The organism is Salibaculum sp. (genome assembly GCF_035270045.1).
Lineage (GTDB): Bacteria > Pseudomonadota > Alphaproteobacteria > Rhodobacterales > Rhodobacteraceae > Salibaculum.
On record NZ_DATFIP010000042.1, the window covers coordinates 1 to 15994 of the forward strand.

Here is a 15994-nt window from a genome sequence, read left to right on the forward strand (position 1 = left end):
TGTCATCGAGGCGGCGGGTCACTTCGCCTTCCGCCCGCCCTGCCCGCGCGCGCTCGAACAGGCGAACCCGCGCGTCTGGGAAATGGCCTGCGTCGACGCGCCCGGTTTCGACCGGGAGGCCTTTCAGGAGCGGTTCAACCGGTCGGTCGTAGCATTCCTGGCGACGCATCTCGGAGCGGGAAACCGTTGACCCAAGGCGCTGTCAGCACCCGTTCACATCACGACGGCGGCGCGCCCATAAACATGAGCGCATCGCGCAGTTCGGACCGCCCGGTGATCGCGAAGAGCCCGCCGAGCGAGAAGGCGAAGAGATGGTCCGCAATAGTGTGCATCCCGTGGCGTTGATCGAGAAGCGCGGGGTAGGACCGAGGCACGACCGACGGATCGCCGATCAGCAGGGCGTCGATCGGCGACAGCACGCTCACGACCGCGCGGGGAGACAATCAGATCGTCCTCGGGGCGGGCGACGGCCGCGGCGATGATGCGCCTGGTCGCGCGGCGCTTGGGGACAAGCTCGCTCTCGCTGAGGGCCTGGTAACTGGGATGACGGGTTCTGGAACTCGCGCCCCAGCAGTCGCAGCGCCCGTCATGTTTCTCCCATACCGGCCACCGAGGCCACGGCGAGGTCGATCAGCTGCCTCAACCTGGCGACCGGATCCCCATCGCCCTTGGCGATATCGTAAAGCGCATCCTGTGCCACGACGCGGCGATGCGCCATGACGAGAAGCTCGCCATAGAGCGCGACGGCCCCCCGAAATGATAGTTGATCGCGGCCACGTTCACCCGACCCGCCTCGAGGACGCGCTGGCGCGTGTCTTCGCTGTCGCGTCGCGGTGTCTGTCCCGGCATGGGGGCCCTCCCTGACGAGAGACCAGCGCCTCCGGCGTGCGCGCTCGGTGCCATGGCTACACCCTTGAATTCGCCAAGCACCCTCCGTCTTCCCCGGCTGCCTGATTTCGTTCCGGTTGATCTCGATCATCGATAGCGCGGGCGATTTCGGCGATGGTGCGTTTCATCCCAGTTCAAAATTCGTTTTCGGAGGATTCGCCCGTGTCTTCCATTACAGACACTCCCATTCGCAAGCTGCCGTCCTACGCGATCCTGTTCTTCGCCCTGCTCACTTTCGCTATCACCTGGGGCGTGATCGGCGGCTATATCTACTTTCCGGAGCAGGCGTCCGCGACCTTCGGTGAGATCAGCGGCAGCCATCCCCTCTACTTCCTCGCCACCTGGGCGCCCGGGATCGCGGGCATCCTTCTCGTCTTGGCCTACGGCGGTTTGCTAAGGTGCGCGGGCCCCCTTTTCGCGCCTTCTGTATTGGCGCTGCGCTCCGGTCTGGTGGGCCTTCATCCTGAGCGGCATCCCGGTCGTCTTCATGGCGGGGTCGCTCATCAAGGGCGGGCCGCTCCTTGCACCAGTGCCGCCGGAGGGCGTGGCCGCCATGGTCGCCCTCATGTTCATCATGCTGTTTCTGGGGCCGATGGAGGAGTTCGGCTGGCGGTGGGGGCGCGCAACCGCTTCTGCAGCGTCATGTCGCCCCCTTCTGGGCCGGGGCCATCATCGGCACGGTCTAGGGCATCTGGCATCTGCCTGCGTTCTTCCTTGCGGGCGTGGTCTTTGCGGAATGGGACTTCCTGCCCTTCTTCGTCGGCAATATCACCCTTGCCATCTTGGTCACGCCGATCTTCAACAGCGCGCGTGGCAGCCTGCTACTGCCGATGCTGTTCCACTGGCAGCTCATCAACCCGTTCTGGCCCGACGCGCAACCCTGGGACACCTGGCTTCTCGTGGGGGTTGCGGCGGTGGTGGTCTGGGTGAACCGCGCCACGATGTTCACCCGTGAAGGCGCGGTGACGGACGTCATTCCAGGGGAGGCGCGGCCATGAAAGGCATGCTCATTGCAACCACCGTCGCCATATCCCTCGCGCTGGCCGGTCCGTCGCTCGCCGAGGCGCCGCAAGATCGGCTAAATTACCTCTTGGACAGCTTTCTGCAGGACTACGGCTTTCCCGGCGCGACGGCCGCCATAGCGCGTCGCGACGGCAGCGTGGTGACGGCGGCGACGGGGGTTGCCGACGCCGAGGCCGACACGCCGATGACATCCGACAGCCGGATGTTGGCCGCGGGCATCGGGAAGAGCTTCGTCGCGATGACTGCGTTGTCCCTGGAAAGCGATGGCGTCCTGTCCCGGTCCGACCTTGTGTCCCGGCACCTTGGTGGCAAGGACTGGTTCACGAGACTGCCGAACCATTCCACGATGACGGTGGTCGATCTGCTGCGCCACACGTCAGGCCTGACGGACCATGTGCATCTGCCAGGTTTCCAGTCCGAGATGGCGGCGCGGATGGCCGGCGGCAGTGCCGCGTTCACGCCGGAGGAGGCCATCGCCTTTGTCCTCGATGGCGAACCGCTGTTTCCGGCGGGGGAGGCATGGGCCTATTCCGACACCGGGTATCTCCTGCTTGGCCTCGTGATCGAAGAAGCGGGCTGGGCGGCGTATTACGACCTCGTGGCGGCGCGTTTCCTGACGCCTCTCGCCCTGACGGCCACGACCCCTTCGAACACGCTCGCCCTTCACGGTCTGGCGGCGGGTTATGTGGGCGAGGACAACCCCTTCGGACTGCCACCGCGGACCATGGACGACGCGGGCCGCCTCCTTTGGGATCCGGCGATGGAATGGACGGGTGGCGGGCTCGTGTCCACCTCCCGCGATCTGGCGGTCTGGGGCCATGCGCTTTTCGGCGGCACGGCCATGGCGGAGCCCTATCTCGACCAGCTGCTCGATGGCGTCCCCGTCTCGCCCGATGCACCGGGCATTCTTTATGGCGCCGGTGTGGCGATCTATTCCGACACACCGCGTGGTCCGGTCTACGGCCATGGCGGCTGGATTCCGGGATATGTCTCAAGCCTGCGCCACTACGCCGATCACGGCCTGACGGTCGCGTTTCAGATCAACACCGATATCGGCATCGCCGATGACGGCACGGATCTGGTCCCGGCTCTGGAAGCGGCACTCGCGGATCTGGCGATCGGCCGAGGCAGCGGAGCGGGTCAGCCATGACGACCGCTCGCAAATCCTGTGCAGTGTCCCTCGTGCAGGGTTCCGGCGTGGCCGGTCCCACCTTCAGGCTCACAAGGGGGTAGCCGTGCGGCTCATGGAACGGCGCAGGTTTCTGTTCGCGCTCGCCGGTGTCGCCTTGGTCGCTTTGGGCATCAGGGGCGCAACCCGGCGCCCCGCGCCGACACTCATCACCTCCGCTTGCCAGGGAGACCCCCGGATGACCGGAAGGCGCATTATGGCCGGCCGCATCCCCGATGCGCGGTTCATCCTCTACCCCGACGGCGGTCACATCTGGCTGGGCCATGACGACGCGCTGACCCGCGAGATCGCCGCGTTCATCACCCCAACGGACAGCACCTGACCCTGCAAGGAGACATCCAATGCCCTGGACCCGTGTCAAACTGAACGCCTTCGGCGGCCCCAAAGAAATGGAGCTCGAGACCGTCCCTGACCTGCCTGAGCCTGCGGCGCGCGAAGCGCGCGTGCGCGTGCTGGTTACGAGCGCCGCCTTCACCGACGTAATGATCCGCAAGGGGATGTATCCGGATGTGAAGGACAAGCCGCCCTTCACCCCGGGCTACGACATGGTGGGGATCGTCGATGCGACGGGCCCGGGCACAACAGGTTTCAAGCCCGGCGATCGCGTGGCTGATCTTACGACCATCGGCGCCTATGCCGAGCATATCTGCCTGCCCGAGGACCGGCTGACGCGCGTGCCCGAGGGCGTGTCGGATGTCGATGCGCTGGGCATGATCCTGTCGGCGGTGACACCCTACCAGATGCTCACCCGCGTGGCGAAGATGCGGGCCGGCCAGAGCCTTCTGATTCACGGCGCGGGCGGCGCGGTCGGCACGGCAATGCTGCAACTGGCGAAGGACATGGGGATCGCGGCCTTCGGCACCGATGTGCCCACAAAGCACGATCTGATCCGCAGCCTTGGCGCCACACCCATCGACGCAGATGCGCCGGAGGCAGCTCTTCTGGAGGCGACGGTCGGCGGCGTCGACGCCGTCTTCGACCCGCTGGGAGGCGACAGCCTTTCGCGCTCTCTCCACGCGCTGAAACCCGGCGGCATGCTGGTGGCCTTCGGCTTTCAGAACGAAGTGCTGGGGCATGGCGGCTCGATCCCGATGGACTTCGTGAAGCTGACACTTTGGGATTGGCTGCCGAACGGGCACGCGACCGCGTTCTATTCCATTGGCGCGATGCGGCGGAAGCACCCGGAGTGGTTCCGCGAGGACCTTGGCGTGCTCTTCGAGATGCTGGCGGAGGGCCGCATCGCCCCCGTGGTCGCCGAGGTGCTGGCGCTGGCCGAGGTACGGCGCGCGCATGAACGGATCGAGGCGGGAGAGGTTGCGGGGAAACTCGTCCTGAGGGTGACGGAGCAATGAGGAACATGTTCAAGGTACTTTTTGCGCTCGCCCTGACCCTCGGGATCGCGGCAGGGGCACAGGCGCAATCGGAGACATTGCTGAGAGACGTGACCATCGTCGACGTGATCGAGGGAACGCTCGCCCCCGGCCAATCCGTGCTGATCCGTGACGGTCTGATCGCGGAGGTTGGCCCTGATATCACATCGACTTCGGCGACCCGCCTCGACGGCGGGGGGCGCTACCTGATCCCTGGTCTCTGGGACAGCCATGTCCACATCTTCTCCACGCCAACCGAACCCGATACGGCGCTGCCGCTCTACCTGGTGAACGGGATAACCGGCATCCGCGACATGGGCGCGCTCTGGCCCATCGCCGAGCAGCACGCGTTGCAGGCCCGGATCGAGGCGGGTGAGGTTCTTGGCCCCCGCTTGATCCTCGCAGGGGCCTGGGTCGATGCGAGCCCCGGATCGTGGCCCGGCATGTTCCTGGCCGACAGGCCGGACGAGGCACGGGCGGTCGTGGACCGGATCGCCGCCGAGGGCTGGGCCGCCGTGAAGGCGTATTCGATGCTCGATGAAGCGACATATCTCGCCCTTGCCGAGGCGTCCGAGGATGCGGGCCTGGCCTTCGTCGGGCATGTCCCCGAACGCGTGGCCCTTGGCACCGCCATCGACGCCGGGCAGGAGGGGATGGAGCATTTCGGGCGTGTGGCCATGGCCTGCTCGACCGCAGAGGAGGCCATGCTGGACGATCTGCGCACCGCCATGGCCGAGGGCGCCGAGCTGGCCCGCGTCTTCGAGATCATGGCGGCGCGCAACCGGATCATCCTGGAAACCTGGGACGAAACCCTGTGCCAATCCGTGCTGGCGCAGATGGCGGACGCCGGGATGCACGTCAGCCCCACGCTGGTCGTGGCCGACTTCTACACCGGCAACTGGCCCGCGCCCGACGCACCCCGGATGCGCATGATCCCGGCCGAGGTGCGCGGGACCTGGGGTCGCCCCGACTTCCGGCTCGAGGCGATGACCGACGAGGTCCGCGCGCTGGCCGGGGACAGTATCGCGCTCGACCGGCGGACGTTCCTCATGGCGCACCGGGCGGGCGTGCCGATCCTGGCCTCCACCGATGCCTCCTTCGCCAACCCTTACCTCTTTCACGGCTACTCGCTGCTCGATGAGCTGGACCTCTACGTGGCCATCGGCCTCACCCCCCGAGAAGCGCTCTACACCGCGACCGTCGCGCCGCCGCGCTTTTTCGGGCTGACAGATCAGGACGGCACCATCGCGCCCGGACGACGGGCCGACCTCGTGTTGTTGGGCGAGAATCCGTTGGAAAGTCTTTCGACGTTGCGTGAGCCGCAAATGGTCATCGCAGGCGGGCGCGTGCTGGATCGGGCCGCGCTGGACGGGCTTGAGACCACGCTTCTGGAACGCGGCGAGTAGTCATGGAAGTCGGTGAAAGCGGGCGGGTGATATGGAGACACGGACCCTTTTCCCCCTTTGCCGCGCGAGGCTGGGGCGCGTGATGATGACGGCCTCTCTGATCCTCCTCGCGGCTTTCACTCTGGGCCTCGCCTGGCTTGTCGCCATCAGCCCCGGCCGACTGGACCCGTTGCGCGATGCGGCGGGCAACGTGATCCCCGGCAGCCTGTCCGAGCGTGTCACCGTCGAGATTGGTGGCATCCCGCAAGGCATGATCATCCAGAGTGTCGACCCCGCAAACCCCGTTCTGCTGTTCTTGCACGGTGGTCCCGGCATGACCGAGTTTTTCATGGAACTGGATTTTCCGACGGGCCTGGAACGCCATTTCACCATGGTCTGGTGGGAACAGCGCGGGGCCGGGATGTCGTTCTCGGGCGACATTCCGCCCGAGACGATGACCCTCGAACAGATGATCTCGGATACGATCGAAGTGGCGGACTATCTGCGCGCCCACTTCGGTCAGGACCGTATCCTGCTTCTCGGTCATTCCTGGGGCAGCTACCTGGGCATCCAGGTTGCCGCCGCCGCGCCCGACCGGTTCCTTGCTTATGTCGGCATGGCCCAGATTGGCCATCAGCTTCGCTCCGAGGTCATGGCGCATGCCTACCTGCTCGAGACATATCGCGCGCGCGGCGACACGGCCATGGTCCGCAAGCTGGAGGCCTCACCGATCAGCATGACGGACGGGCTGTCGCCGGAATGGATGCGGGTGCGCGATACCGCCATGCACCGGGCCGGTGTCGGACAGACCCACGACATGGAGTCGGTCATCACCGGCATCTTCCTGCCCGTCTGGAGCGTGCGGGCCTACACGCTGTTGGACGTCTGGCGCGGCAAACTCTGGTCGCGGCCGTTCTTCTGGGAGGCTCTGCTGCGGGACGACCTGAGCGCGCGGCTGACCGAATTCGATCTGCCCGTCTACATCTTCGTCGGCCGCCATGACCAGACCGCCAACCCGGCCCTTTCGCGGGCCTATTTCGATGCGATCGAAGCGCCGGTCAAAGGGTTCTACGTCTTCGAGAGTTCCGCCCACAGCCCTCTGTTCGAGGAACACGGGCGAGCAACGGAGATCCTCTTGAACGACGTGCTTCCACGGGTTCCATGACGGAAACCGCGCAACAAGCCTCGACGCGCCGTATGGGGAGTTGCGGCGTGCTTGCGGCAGCCGCCTTCGCGCTGGCCGACGGGTTGGGGATTGCGCTGACCCCCGACTATTCGGCCTGGTCGGACGCGATCAGCGAACTGGTCGAACGCGGCGCGGCAGCCAAGCATGTCGTGGATCCTGTCCTGCTGCTCTATCACGCGCTGGTCATCCCGTTTGCCTTCGGCCTCCACCGGGCGATCTATCCCCGCGCTGCCATGCCCGTCGGACCCGTCATGCTGGGCCTCGCGGGTCTCCCCGGCGTGATCCTCACGCTGTTCTTTCCCTGCGACACCGGGTGCGAACCGCTCGTATCGCTGCGCGGCACGCTCCAAATCTTCATCGCGATCCCGATGGGCCTCACGATCCTGATCGCGATCTGGCTGGTCGGCGGCGCCATGCGGGTTTCGCCACAATGGCATCGCCTTGCGGGCTATTCCCGGGCGACCGCCATTGCCGGTGCGGGGCTGGCGGCCGTGACCATCGTGCTGGCGGAAACCGATCAGGTCGGCCTGTTCGAGCGGCTGCTGACCTGGTCCTATCTTCAATGGTACATCGCGACACGACTGGCCATTGCCCGGGGGTGCATGACAGGACGGGGAACGGCCGGATGACCCCGGTTGCCTGGCTCCGCAATGCGGCCCTGTATGTAGTGGCCATGCTCGTTCTGAACGCATCTGCCGCAGTGGCGCAGGACAGCGCATTCCCATTGAGGACTCGCCTGTCGGAAACGGCAATGGCCCGGATCGGGTCCGATGGCGTGGCCGGGGCCGTGATCGTGCTTCTGCGCAACGGGGAGGCGGTGTGGACCGGGGCGTTTGGCATGGCCGACCGCGAGGGCGGTGTGCCCATGGCCGGGGAGGCCCTATTCCGCGTCGAATCCCTGTCGAAGCCCGTCACGGCCTGGGGGACCATGCGGCTGGCGGAAACCGGGCGGCTCGACCTCGACGCGCCGGCCACCGACTGCCTGCGCCGCTGGCGGCCGCCCGAGGGCACCCCGCCCTTTACCGCCCGGCAATTGCTGTCGCACACCGCGGGCGTCGGCCTGGGCGATTTTACCGAGCGCTATGCCCCGGATACCGTACGCCCCGGCCTGCCAGACCATCTCGACCGGGATTTCGGGATGATCGCGGCGCCCGGCGCGCGGTTCGCCTATTCCGATACCGGGTACAACCTGCTGGAGCTCGTGATCGAAGACTGCACGGGCGAGGATTTTGCCGCTCTCATCACGCGCGAGGTCTTCGAGCCACTCGGCATGGCAACGGCGACCTATGACTGGCCCGGCCCCGACATGCCCGTCGGTCACGACCTGCGGGCGCGTCCGGTGGCGCCCTACGTCTACCCTGCCCGCGCCTCGGGCGGTGTGTTCGCCACGGCGGACGACATCGCCCGCCTCGCCGCCGCAAGCATGGCAGGGGACTCGCAATCGGTCCTTTCGAAGGCCGGGCGCGACACCCTTCACCGCCCCGCCGTGGCGGTGGGCGGGCTTTTCGCCTTCGCCGCCGATGGCTACGCGCTCGGACACTTCACCGAAACGCTCTCCGACGGGCGGCAGGCGGTCTGGCACGGCGGGCAGGGCCATGGCTGGATGAGCCACATGCACCTGGTGCCGGCGACCGGCGACGGCATCGTGATCCTGTCCAACAGCCAGCGTGCCTGGCCGCTTTTCGCCGCCCTCCTGCGCGACTGGTCGGAAGGCCTCGGCGTCTCCCCGGTCGGGATGACGCGCGTTCTCAAGGCCGAGAGGGCGGCACGGATCGGCATCGGTCTCACCCTGGCGCTGGCCCTCTTGGCCCTCCGATTAGCCTTTGTCCATCGGCGCCCCCGCGCCATCCGGATCGCTGCGGGCATCGCCGCCGCCGCCCTGATCGGCTGGCCGCTCTGGGCCGCGTCGCAGACCTACCTGTTCCTGTTCTCGATCCTGCCCGGCCTCTGGCCGTGGCTCGGCGGGGCGTCTGGCCTCGCGGGGGTCGGACTGGCGTCCATCGCGCTGATGCCGGAGCGCGACCGATGACAGCCCTGCGTATCACCGCGCTTGTCCTTCTCGCGCTGACCGCTGGCGTGCTGCTCTGGAAGACCCTGCCGGCCCGGACCGCCGCCGTCTCCGGGCCGGATCCGGTCGCGGAGCTGATCCCGGCGCAAATCGGCGGCATGACGCAGTGGCTTCTGATCCGGGGCGAGGACCGGAGTAACCCGATCCTGCTCTGGCTGCATGGCGGGCCGGGCGCGGCGCAGATGCCGATCCATGCGATGACGGCGGGGCTGGAGCGCGATTTCGTCGTCGTCCACTGGGACCAGCGCGGTGCGGGCAAGTCGAACCCGCCCGACTTCGACCCCGCGACGATGACACTCGACCAATTCCTTTCTGACGCCCGTGAGGTCACCGCATTGCTGCGCGAGCGGATTGGCGGCCAGCCGATCGTCGTGCTCGGCCATTCCTGGGGCACAATGCTGGGCGCGCGGCTGGTGGCACGCTGGCCCGGGGATTATGCGGGCTATATCGGCATCGGTCAGCAGGTGGACACGCTGCGCGGCGTCGCGCTGACGCTCGACTGGCTGGGTGCAGTCGCGCCCGAGTCCGACCTCACGGAGATGGACGCTCAGGCCTTCCGCGACCACGATCTCTACGTGCGGCTCATGCAGGAGGTCGAGGCCCGGGGCGGCGGCATGAACGTCCCGTTCGCGGCCATGCTGCCGCGCGCACTCGCTGCGCCGGAATACCGCCTGCCGGACTACCGGCGCTGGCTCGACGGCGCGAACCGCGGTAGCGGGCCGATGTGGACCGAGTACCTGGCGCGCGACCTCCGTGTGGACGTCCCCGAGATGCCCGTGCCGATGTTGCTGATCGCGGGCGCCTCCGACTGGAACACGCCGGTCCCGTTGGTGTACGACTGGTTCGAGGCGGTCGAGGCCCCGCATAGCAAGCGGATGGAGGTCTTCGACGGCTCCGGCCACGCGCCGTTCCTGACCGAGACGGCGCGGTTCGTCGAAAAACTGCGCGGTTTTGCGGCCGAGATCGCGGGGGCGACGATCGAGTGACCCTACCATGGCTCACGATCTTCGGCGTCTCGCTGACACTGCTGGCCGCGGCGACGAGCCTCGGCATGGTTCTGTTCCCCGAACGCTGGGGGCGACTCGAGGCGTGGGCCTATGGCGGCGCGCGGCGCCCCTGGCCGGTCTGGGCGCTGGCGGGCCTGTTGCTCGCGCTTTGGATCCTTGGTGCAGCGGATTTCGCACTGCGTCCTGACACCGGCAGGACCTGGGCAGGCTGGGCTCTTGTGGCCGGTGTCCCCGCGCTCTGGGCGGTCAAGTCGGCCGCGCTGGTCTTCAATCCCAGGGGGCGCGCGGCCCTGTCCTCGGTGTCCGACCCGACGACATGGCGATGGATTGGGTTGACGCGATTGCCGATCGTCGGGGTCCTCGCCCTCCTGACCTGGTCATCCTGACCGGCCCGATCAGCCCGACACCCGGTCCAGAAGATTGCCCCGCACCAGAAACCAACCGTCTATCCGCAGTGCAAGCGGCGCGCCCGAGATCGGTGGCGCGCGCTCGGGCGCGGGGCGTTGCGCGTGGATGTGCAGATGGGGCTCGGTGGAGGCGCCGGAATTGCCGACCTCGCCCAGCCGGTCACCCAGGGCCACCGCGTCGCCCGGCGAGAGCGGGATGCTCCCTTGCCGCATATGCGCCAGCACGATCTCGGCATTGCCGCAGCGCAGGATGAGATGGTTGCCCATCCGGTTGACCGTATCCTCGTTCGGCACGTCGAAATCAGGCATCCCTCCCTCGGCCGCGACCACCACTCCGGCACATGGCGCGCGCACTTCCGCATGGAAGATCGCAGAAGATCGCATAGGCCGCGGGTCGGCGCGTCGCCGTCCCCGTGCGCGCAGGCCCCAACGTCCCAGGCCGAAGAAGTCCACCGCACAGGATTGCCGATGCCACGGACGGAACCGCTCGACGCTGGCAACAAGTGTTTTCAGGTGGCTATTCAGCAACGTGTTGGAGCCGCCGTGCGCGACAAGAAAATGCCCCGAGCCGAACGGATTGGCGATATCTGACATCTCCACCGGCGACAGGGTCTTGCCCGCAACCGCGCGCGCAGCGAACCAGACCCCAAAGCAAAGCAAGATGCCCGAAACGACAAGTCCCACCCAACCGGATGTGCCCGCGGGGAGAAGAAACGGCCATGGCAGCAGGGCCTGAGGCAACGCGACTTGCATGAGAAGGACGAGCGCCATCATGGCGTCGCCTCCGGCGCGCCCGACCGCCGGAAACGGATCATCAGACTGCGCCCCCGAAGGCCAACCCCCACTGCAGCATGAAGCCCGCCAGTGCCATGAGCGAGAGTGCGAAGGCGCTCTGATGGATCCGCCGCCAGAGGCTCCAGCCGGGCGCACGCCAGGCGGGCAGTAGCGCCAGAACGGCGGCCACCGCGACCACCGCCACCACGTCGCCAATGATGAAAAACGCCTCCAGCGTCGGTTGCGGCTGATCGAAAAGGAACTCCGAGCCCAGGCGCGCCGCCGTCGCTGCGGTCGCGATGCCTGTCGCCACCATCGCGATGACCGAAACCGCCCCGGCAAGCGATACCGCAGCGGCGAGCGTGCCGAGACGGCTGCCGCCTCGCAGACCGTGCCGCCACAGCAGCCCGAGCATCGTCGTGATCGTAAGGACGACCGCGATCCCAAAGGCCAGCCACAGCCAGATCGGATCGGCCAGACCGCGCAGACGCTCATGGGTCTGTGCCCCGCCACCGTCGGCAAACCGCATGACCCGACCGTCATCGTCGCGCAGGATGGCAATGCGCGCGCCCTGCGCGTCCCGCCAGATGTCGGGCGCGAGAGGCGCGTAACGCACAAGTGTCCGGGACAGGGGATCGGGCACCAGAATGTCGCCATCGGGCAAGGCCGAGAGTGTCATCGGCGAGAGCGCCGCGAGAAATTGCGCCGGCCCCGAAAACGGCCGGCGGTTGGTCAGATAGCGGCCAGCCGCCTCGGCAGCCCGGCCGGCCGCATCGAACTCCTGTTCCGTCGGAGGCGCATCGAGTCCCGCATCGGCAGCCATCGCGCTCAGCAGCAGGGTCGGAACCAGGAGCGGAAGGCGCGCACCGGTTCCGCCGTTTTGCGCGATGAAGACACCGGCGTCGATTTCGGGAATGAACACGAGGTTGGAGAGGAACTCGTTCAACCCGCCGCCATGCCCGTAGACCATGGTCCCGAACATCGGCTGGGCCGTGAACCCATGTGCCATGTCCGCCGCCTGCGGCCGATCGTGGAACAGGCGCGTGCGCATCCGCGCCATCGTCTCGGACTGCAGCAACCGCGCGCCGTCCAGCGCGCCGTCGCCCACGAGGAACCGCAGAAACCGCGCCATGTCGGCGGCGGTGCTGGCGATGCCCCCCGCGGGCCCGAAGGCGCCGATATCGATGCGGAACGCGGGATGCAGGATGCCGCCTTGCACGCGGTAGGAGTGCGCCAACGGCGGCTGACCGGGGCGCACCCGCCGCTCCGCCGTCGTGGTGTCGTCCATGCCCAGCGGGTCGAGAATGCGCGCCTGAACGAAGTCTCCCCAAGCCTGTCCCGACACCTCTTCGACTATGTGCCCCGCCAGCGCAGCGCCCCAATTCGAATAGGAGGTTACTGTGCCGCGCGGAAAGACCTGGTCGGGCGCGGCAGCTGCCAAAGCCTCTGCTCTGGGAAGCGCGGCGACGGTTTCGTCGAAGATGGCATAACTCTCCTCGAATCCGCCCCGATGGCTCATGAGTTGCGCCATCGTCAGCGGTTCGGCCCCCGGCACCTCGAAGCCGTCGAGGTATTGCGAAACGTCCGATTCCAGGTCGAGCCGACCCTCCTCCACCAGCATCATGACGGCGATCCAGGTGAAGAGCTTGGTGATCGAGCCGATCTCGAATCGCGCGGTGTCCGGCCCGGCCGCGACCGCCTCCCCGACATCCGCAAGACCATAGCCGCGCAGGATCACGTCATCGCCGCTGACGACCGCTGCGATGACTCCGGGGACCTGCTCGGTCGTCATGAACGCATCGACCAGCGCATCGAGCCGCGCCGCCAGCGCGGTGTGGTCCTGCGCCGAAGACGCCAACGCGCTCCCCACCCACAGGACCAGCGCCAGAAGCTTCACGGTCACTGAACTCCGGATCAGCTGTCTCATGGCTGTGCTCCCGGAAACCGAATGGCAGTCACATCGGCGCGGAAGAACGGAAAATACTCCTCGGTGCCATAGAGGTTCCCCGCCTCCACCCGGAACGGCAGTCGGTAGCCCCCGACCTCGCGAAAGTCGGACATGACGGCGCCGAACGGTTGTAGCCGATGTTCGTTGTCCGCGTTCGCATTGCTCCAGCGCTGGAAGACGGCCGTGACGGGCCTGCCATCGCTGTCGACGGTCACGTCCACCGCCTGGCTGAGAGGACCATGCTCGACGATCACCCGGGCGGTGTCTTCGTCTACGGCGTCCCAAGTGACCCCCGGCCCGGGCAAAAGGGCAGCGGGCGCCCAGATCACGGCCTCGCCCACATAGCGCCCATAGGCCGAGCGGGTGTGGTCAGAATCCCCTCCCTGCCGCGCCACCGGGATCAGTCCGAATATCCGGAAGCGGGTCCATCTCCCCGTGTCCGACCCGGAAACCGGCATCCCGCCGCGCGTGCGCATCGCCCAGACGAAGCCTTCGGGCGCGGCGAGGATCTGGCGTGCCTCCATCGGCTGGTAACGTGGATCTTCCTTGGTGCCGAGACTGAACTCGCCCGTCATCTCGATTATGGCAACGGGCAGAAGCGGCGTGCCGGGATCGATCGCATAGGCAAAGTATCGCCGCGCGGGCTCAGGGAGGTCGGCCACCATCTGCGGATCGAAACGGCTCGGGGCCTCCGGTTGTTGCGCCGCCAATCGGTCCCATTCCCCGTGATCTTCCCTACGATCCATCAGGCGCAGGACGGCAAGTGCAACAACGCACAAGGAGACGAGGACGAGGACAAAGGCCGCAATTCTCATGTGTTGATGATAGGTCGTGAGAAAGGGCGCATACCCTGATCGACATCAACACCTTCGGTTCCGCCGTCGCTTTGTTTGATGTTTGCGCATGAATGGCAGCAGTCTTGGCGCAGTCAGACTTGGGCATCAATTCAACATCAGGCATGCCCGGTCGGCCGTATCTCGAGAATTGCGACCTGCTACATCCGCTCTGATACTGAATGGCGATCGCATCAAATCCACCTTATCTGTCCAGAGGCTCCGTCCCCTCGCTCAGGATGTCGAGATACCGCGCGTAGCGATAGACCCTGCCCCGCTTACGGCCAGTGACCTCCTCGATGATGCCGAGACGCTCCAGATCGGCCAGCGCCGCGTACACCGTCGGTGCGGTCAGCTCGGTCCGCTCCACCAGTTGTCCCAAGGTCAAGAAGGGCGCTTTCTGGAACCAGTCGTGGACACGCAGGGCCGAGCCGACCCGAGCACTATCCGAGGTGATGCGCTCGCGATCCGCTTTGAACAGGTCCACGATCCGCGTGGCCGTCTCGAACGCCTAGTTTGCGGTTTCGGCCACGCCGGTGAGGGAAAGCCCCGAGATCATCCGCCTCGCGGTGATGCTGTACGTCCGGTTCCCGCTCTCGCTACGGAACGTCGAGGACCTGCTTCACGAGCGCGGCGTGGAGATCAGCCACGAGACCGTCCGGTTCTGGTGGCATAGGTTCAGCCCGATGTTTGCCGCCGAGATCCGCAAGCGCCGCATCCAAAGCATGCGTTCCAGCCGCTTCAACAGCGAGCGTAGTCTCTCCAGCCGAAAGCATTTCAAGCTGAACCGCGCCGCCGCTCTCACTGAGTGGTGCGGTCTCTGCGCGGCATAAGGGACAGATCGATTGTCCTTGTGGAGACGAGTTCAAATTCGTCTGACAGGACCGTTGTCGGCTTCTGCAGGCGGTCCCCTTCTGGTTCTGGCACCAAGATGCGCCCCGCACTTGCGTTGCCGCCCGGGGCGAAGATGAGATCGGGGCAGATGCGCTCGCGCTTCCAGCCTTGCAGGCCATGGTCTGCCTTTGCCACGCTCCGATGCCACTGAACTGGCCGCCGTTTCGACCGGATACCCTGGCTGGGTCCCTTCCTCATTCGGCCGCAATACGCGGGCGCTGATAGTCCAGCGTCGGTGCTGCCCCGGCGGGAAGCGGGCGGCGGACATAGTGGTCGTAGTCGGTTTGCTGCCGGATCAGCGCGGGCACGATTTCGCGATAGGCCGCGGGCAGCGAAGGGTAGGCCGGGGGGCAGTCGGCCCGGATTTCCTCGTGCAGCGCGGGCAGATTGTAGAACGGCACCATCGGGAACATGTGGTGTTCCACGTGGTAGTTCATGTTGGAATAGATGAAGCGGAACGCCCGGTTCAGATGGATCGTGCGGGAGTTCAGCCGATGGTCCGGCACATCCTCGGCCAGCCCCGCGTGCTGCGTGGTGGCCATGACGTGATGCAGCCACGACCCGTAATAGGTCGGTCCCCCGATCAGAACCAATGGCAACCACGATCCCATGGCGATGGCCGAAGTGCCTGTCAGGATCAGGATGCCGACATGGACCCGCGCACTCCGAAATGCCTTCGGGCGTTGGCTTGCCGGCAGGAATTCTCTCTCCTCCTGCGTCAGCAGGCCGAGGCTCAGTCGAAGCGATTTTCCCAATTCCTTCGTCGTCGCGACGACATGCAGGAGGTTCAGGACCCAGGTCATCAGGCTCGGCGGGCGGGGAAATGCGATCTCGGGGTCGCGGCCGACGATCACGGTATCGGTGTGATGGCGGGCATGGCTCCAACGCCAGAGCACGGGGTTCTTCAGCGACATGAAGGACGCGACATGATAGATCGTGTCGTTCATCCAGCGGGTGCGCATCGGTGTGCCGTGCCCATACTCGTGCCAGCGGCTTTCGGCCCCCGAGGCGTAGAGCACGCC

At 66.6% G+C, this 15994-nt stretch carries 18 protein-coding genes and 1 pseudogene; 12 read left to right on the forward strand and 7 right to left on the reverse strand.

What is annotated here, in order from left to right; genetic code table 11:
- The coding region (locus VJ897_RS06970; protein WP_324054519.1) for a hypothetical protein at positions 1-190 on the forward strand (190 nt) is incomplete at its 5' end.
- 28 nt (positions 191-218) lie between these two features.
- Here the strand turns inward: VJ897_RS06970 and VJ897_RS06975 are convergent.
- Complete coding sequence (locus VJ897_RS06975; RefSeq protein WP_324054521.1) at positions 219-425, reverse strand: hypothetical protein; 207 nt, start codon at positions 423-425, stop codon at positions 219-221.
- Between the two features lie 161 nt (positions 426-586).
- The gene (locus tag VJ897_RS06980; protein WP_324054522.1) at positions 587-718 is read right to left on the reverse strand and encodes a hypothetical protein; all 132 of its coding nucleotides are present in this window, start codon (positions 716-718) and stop codon (positions 587-589) included.
- A gap of 892 nt (positions 719-1610) precedes the next feature.
- Here VJ897_RS06980 and VJ897_RS06985 point away from each other — a divergent pair.
- From VJ897_RS06985 to VJ897_RS07030, 10 genes are all read left to right on the forward strand, one after another.
- A complete protein-coding gene (locus VJ897_RS06985) occupies positions 1611-1886 on the forward strand; it encodes a hypothetical protein (RefSeq protein ID WP_324054524.1) in 276 nt (91 codons plus the stop codon).
- 5 nt (positions 1887-1891) lie between these two features.
- Entirely contained in the window at positions 1892-3061 is a 1170-nt protein-coding gene (locus VJ897_RS06990) for a serine hydrolase domain-containing protein (protein WP_324054526.1), read from the forward strand.
- A 235-nt stretch (positions 3062-3296) separates the two neighbouring features.
- Positions 3297-3422, forward strand: a complete 126-nt coding sequence (locus VJ897_RS06995; RefSeq protein WP_324054528.1) for a hypothetical protein — start codon at positions 3297-3299, stop codon at positions 3420-3422.
- 19 nt (positions 3423-3441) lie between these two features.
- Positions 3442-4452 carry a medium chain dehydrogenase/reductase family protein gene (locus tag VJ897_RS07000; RefSeq protein ID WP_324054530.1) on the forward strand — a complete coding sequence of 337 codons (1011 nt, stop codon included), beginning with the start codon at positions 3442-3444 and terminating at the stop codon, positions 4450-4452.
- A gap of 5 nt (positions 4453-4457) precedes the next feature.
- On the forward strand, positions 4458-5876 hold the full coding sequence (locus tag VJ897_RS07005; protein WP_324054533.1) for an amidohydrolase family protein: 1419 nt from the start codon (positions 4458-4460) through the stop codon (positions 5874-5876).
- A gap of 82 nt (positions 5877-5958) precedes the next feature.
- Positions 5959-7020, forward strand: coding sequence for an alpha/beta fold hydrolase (locus VJ897_RS07010; RefSeq protein ID WP_324054535.1), 1062 nt, complete (start codon positions 5959-5961; stop codon positions 7018-7020).
- Entirely contained in the window at positions 7017-7670 is a 654-nt protein-coding gene (locus tag VJ897_RS07015) for a DUF998 domain-containing protein (RefSeq protein ID WP_324054537.1), read from the forward strand. Before VJ897_RS07010 ends, VJ897_RS07015 begins: the two co-directional genes overlap by 4 nt.
- Positions 7667-9070: a serine hydrolase domain-containing protein gene (locus tag VJ897_RS07020; protein ID WP_324054539.1), complete on the forward strand. Its 1404-nt coding sequence runs from the start codon at positions 7667-7669 to the stop codon at positions 9068-9070. Before VJ897_RS07015 ends, VJ897_RS07020 begins: the two co-directional genes overlap by 4 nt.
- Positions 9067-10095 (forward strand): alpha/beta fold hydrolase, encoded by a 1029-nt coding sequence (locus VJ897_RS07025; protein ID WP_324054541.1) that lies wholly within the window; start codon positions 9067-9069, stop codon positions 10093-10095. Before VJ897_RS07020 ends, VJ897_RS07025 begins: the two co-directional genes overlap by 4 nt.
- A complete protein-coding gene (locus tag VJ897_RS07030) occupies positions 10092-10502 on the forward strand; it encodes a hypothetical protein (RefSeq protein WP_324054543.1) in 411 nt (136 codons plus the stop codon). Before VJ897_RS07025 ends, VJ897_RS07030 begins: the two co-directional genes overlap by 4 nt.
- A 9-nt stretch (positions 10503-10511) precedes the next feature.
- Here the strand turns inward: VJ897_RS07030 and VJ897_RS07035 are convergent, their stop codons facing one another.
- The 4 genes from VJ897_RS07035 to VJ897_RS07050 all read right to left on the reverse strand — a co-directional run bounded on the left by VJ897_RS07035 (position 10512) and on the right by VJ897_RS07050 (position 14565).
- Positions 10512-11297 carry a M23 family metallopeptidase gene (locus VJ897_RS07035; protein WP_324054545.1) on the reverse strand — a complete coding sequence of 262 codons (786 nt, stop codon included), beginning with the start codon at positions 11295-11297 and terminating at the stop codon, positions 10512-10514.
- Positions 11298-11337: 40 nt separating this feature from the next.
- On the reverse strand, positions 11338-13224 hold the full coding sequence (locus VJ897_RS07040; protein ID WP_324054547.1) for a serine hydrolase domain-containing protein: 1887 nt from the start codon (positions 13222-13224) through the stop codon (positions 11338-11340).
- Entirely contained in the window at positions 13221-13991 is a 771-nt protein-coding gene (locus VJ897_RS07045) for a DUF6544 family protein (RefSeq protein ID WP_324054549.1), read from the reverse strand. Before VJ897_RS07045 ends, VJ897_RS07040 begins: the two co-directional genes overlap by 4 nt.
- Before the next feature lie 292 nt (positions 13992-14283).
- The gene (locus VJ897_RS07050) at positions 14284-14565 is read right to left on the reverse strand and encodes a helix-turn-helix domain-containing protein (protein ID WP_324054551.1); all 282 of its coding nucleotides are present in this window, start codon (positions 14563-14565) and stop codon (positions 14284-14286) included.
- 49 nt (positions 14566-14614) lie between these two features.
- On the opposite strand from VJ897_RS07050, the pseudogene VJ897_RS07055 reads away from it, so the two are divergent.
- A pseudogene (locus VJ897_RS07055) lies at positions 14615-14812 on the forward strand (IS6 family transposase); the annotation flags it as partial.
- Between the two features lie 354 nt (positions 14813-15166).
- Here VJ897_RS07055 and VJ897_RS07060 read toward each other — a convergent pair.
- Positions 15167-15994 (reverse strand): fatty acid desaturase (locus VJ897_RS07060; RefSeq protein ID WP_324054553.1); only part of this gene is annotated, 828 nt, incomplete at its 5' end.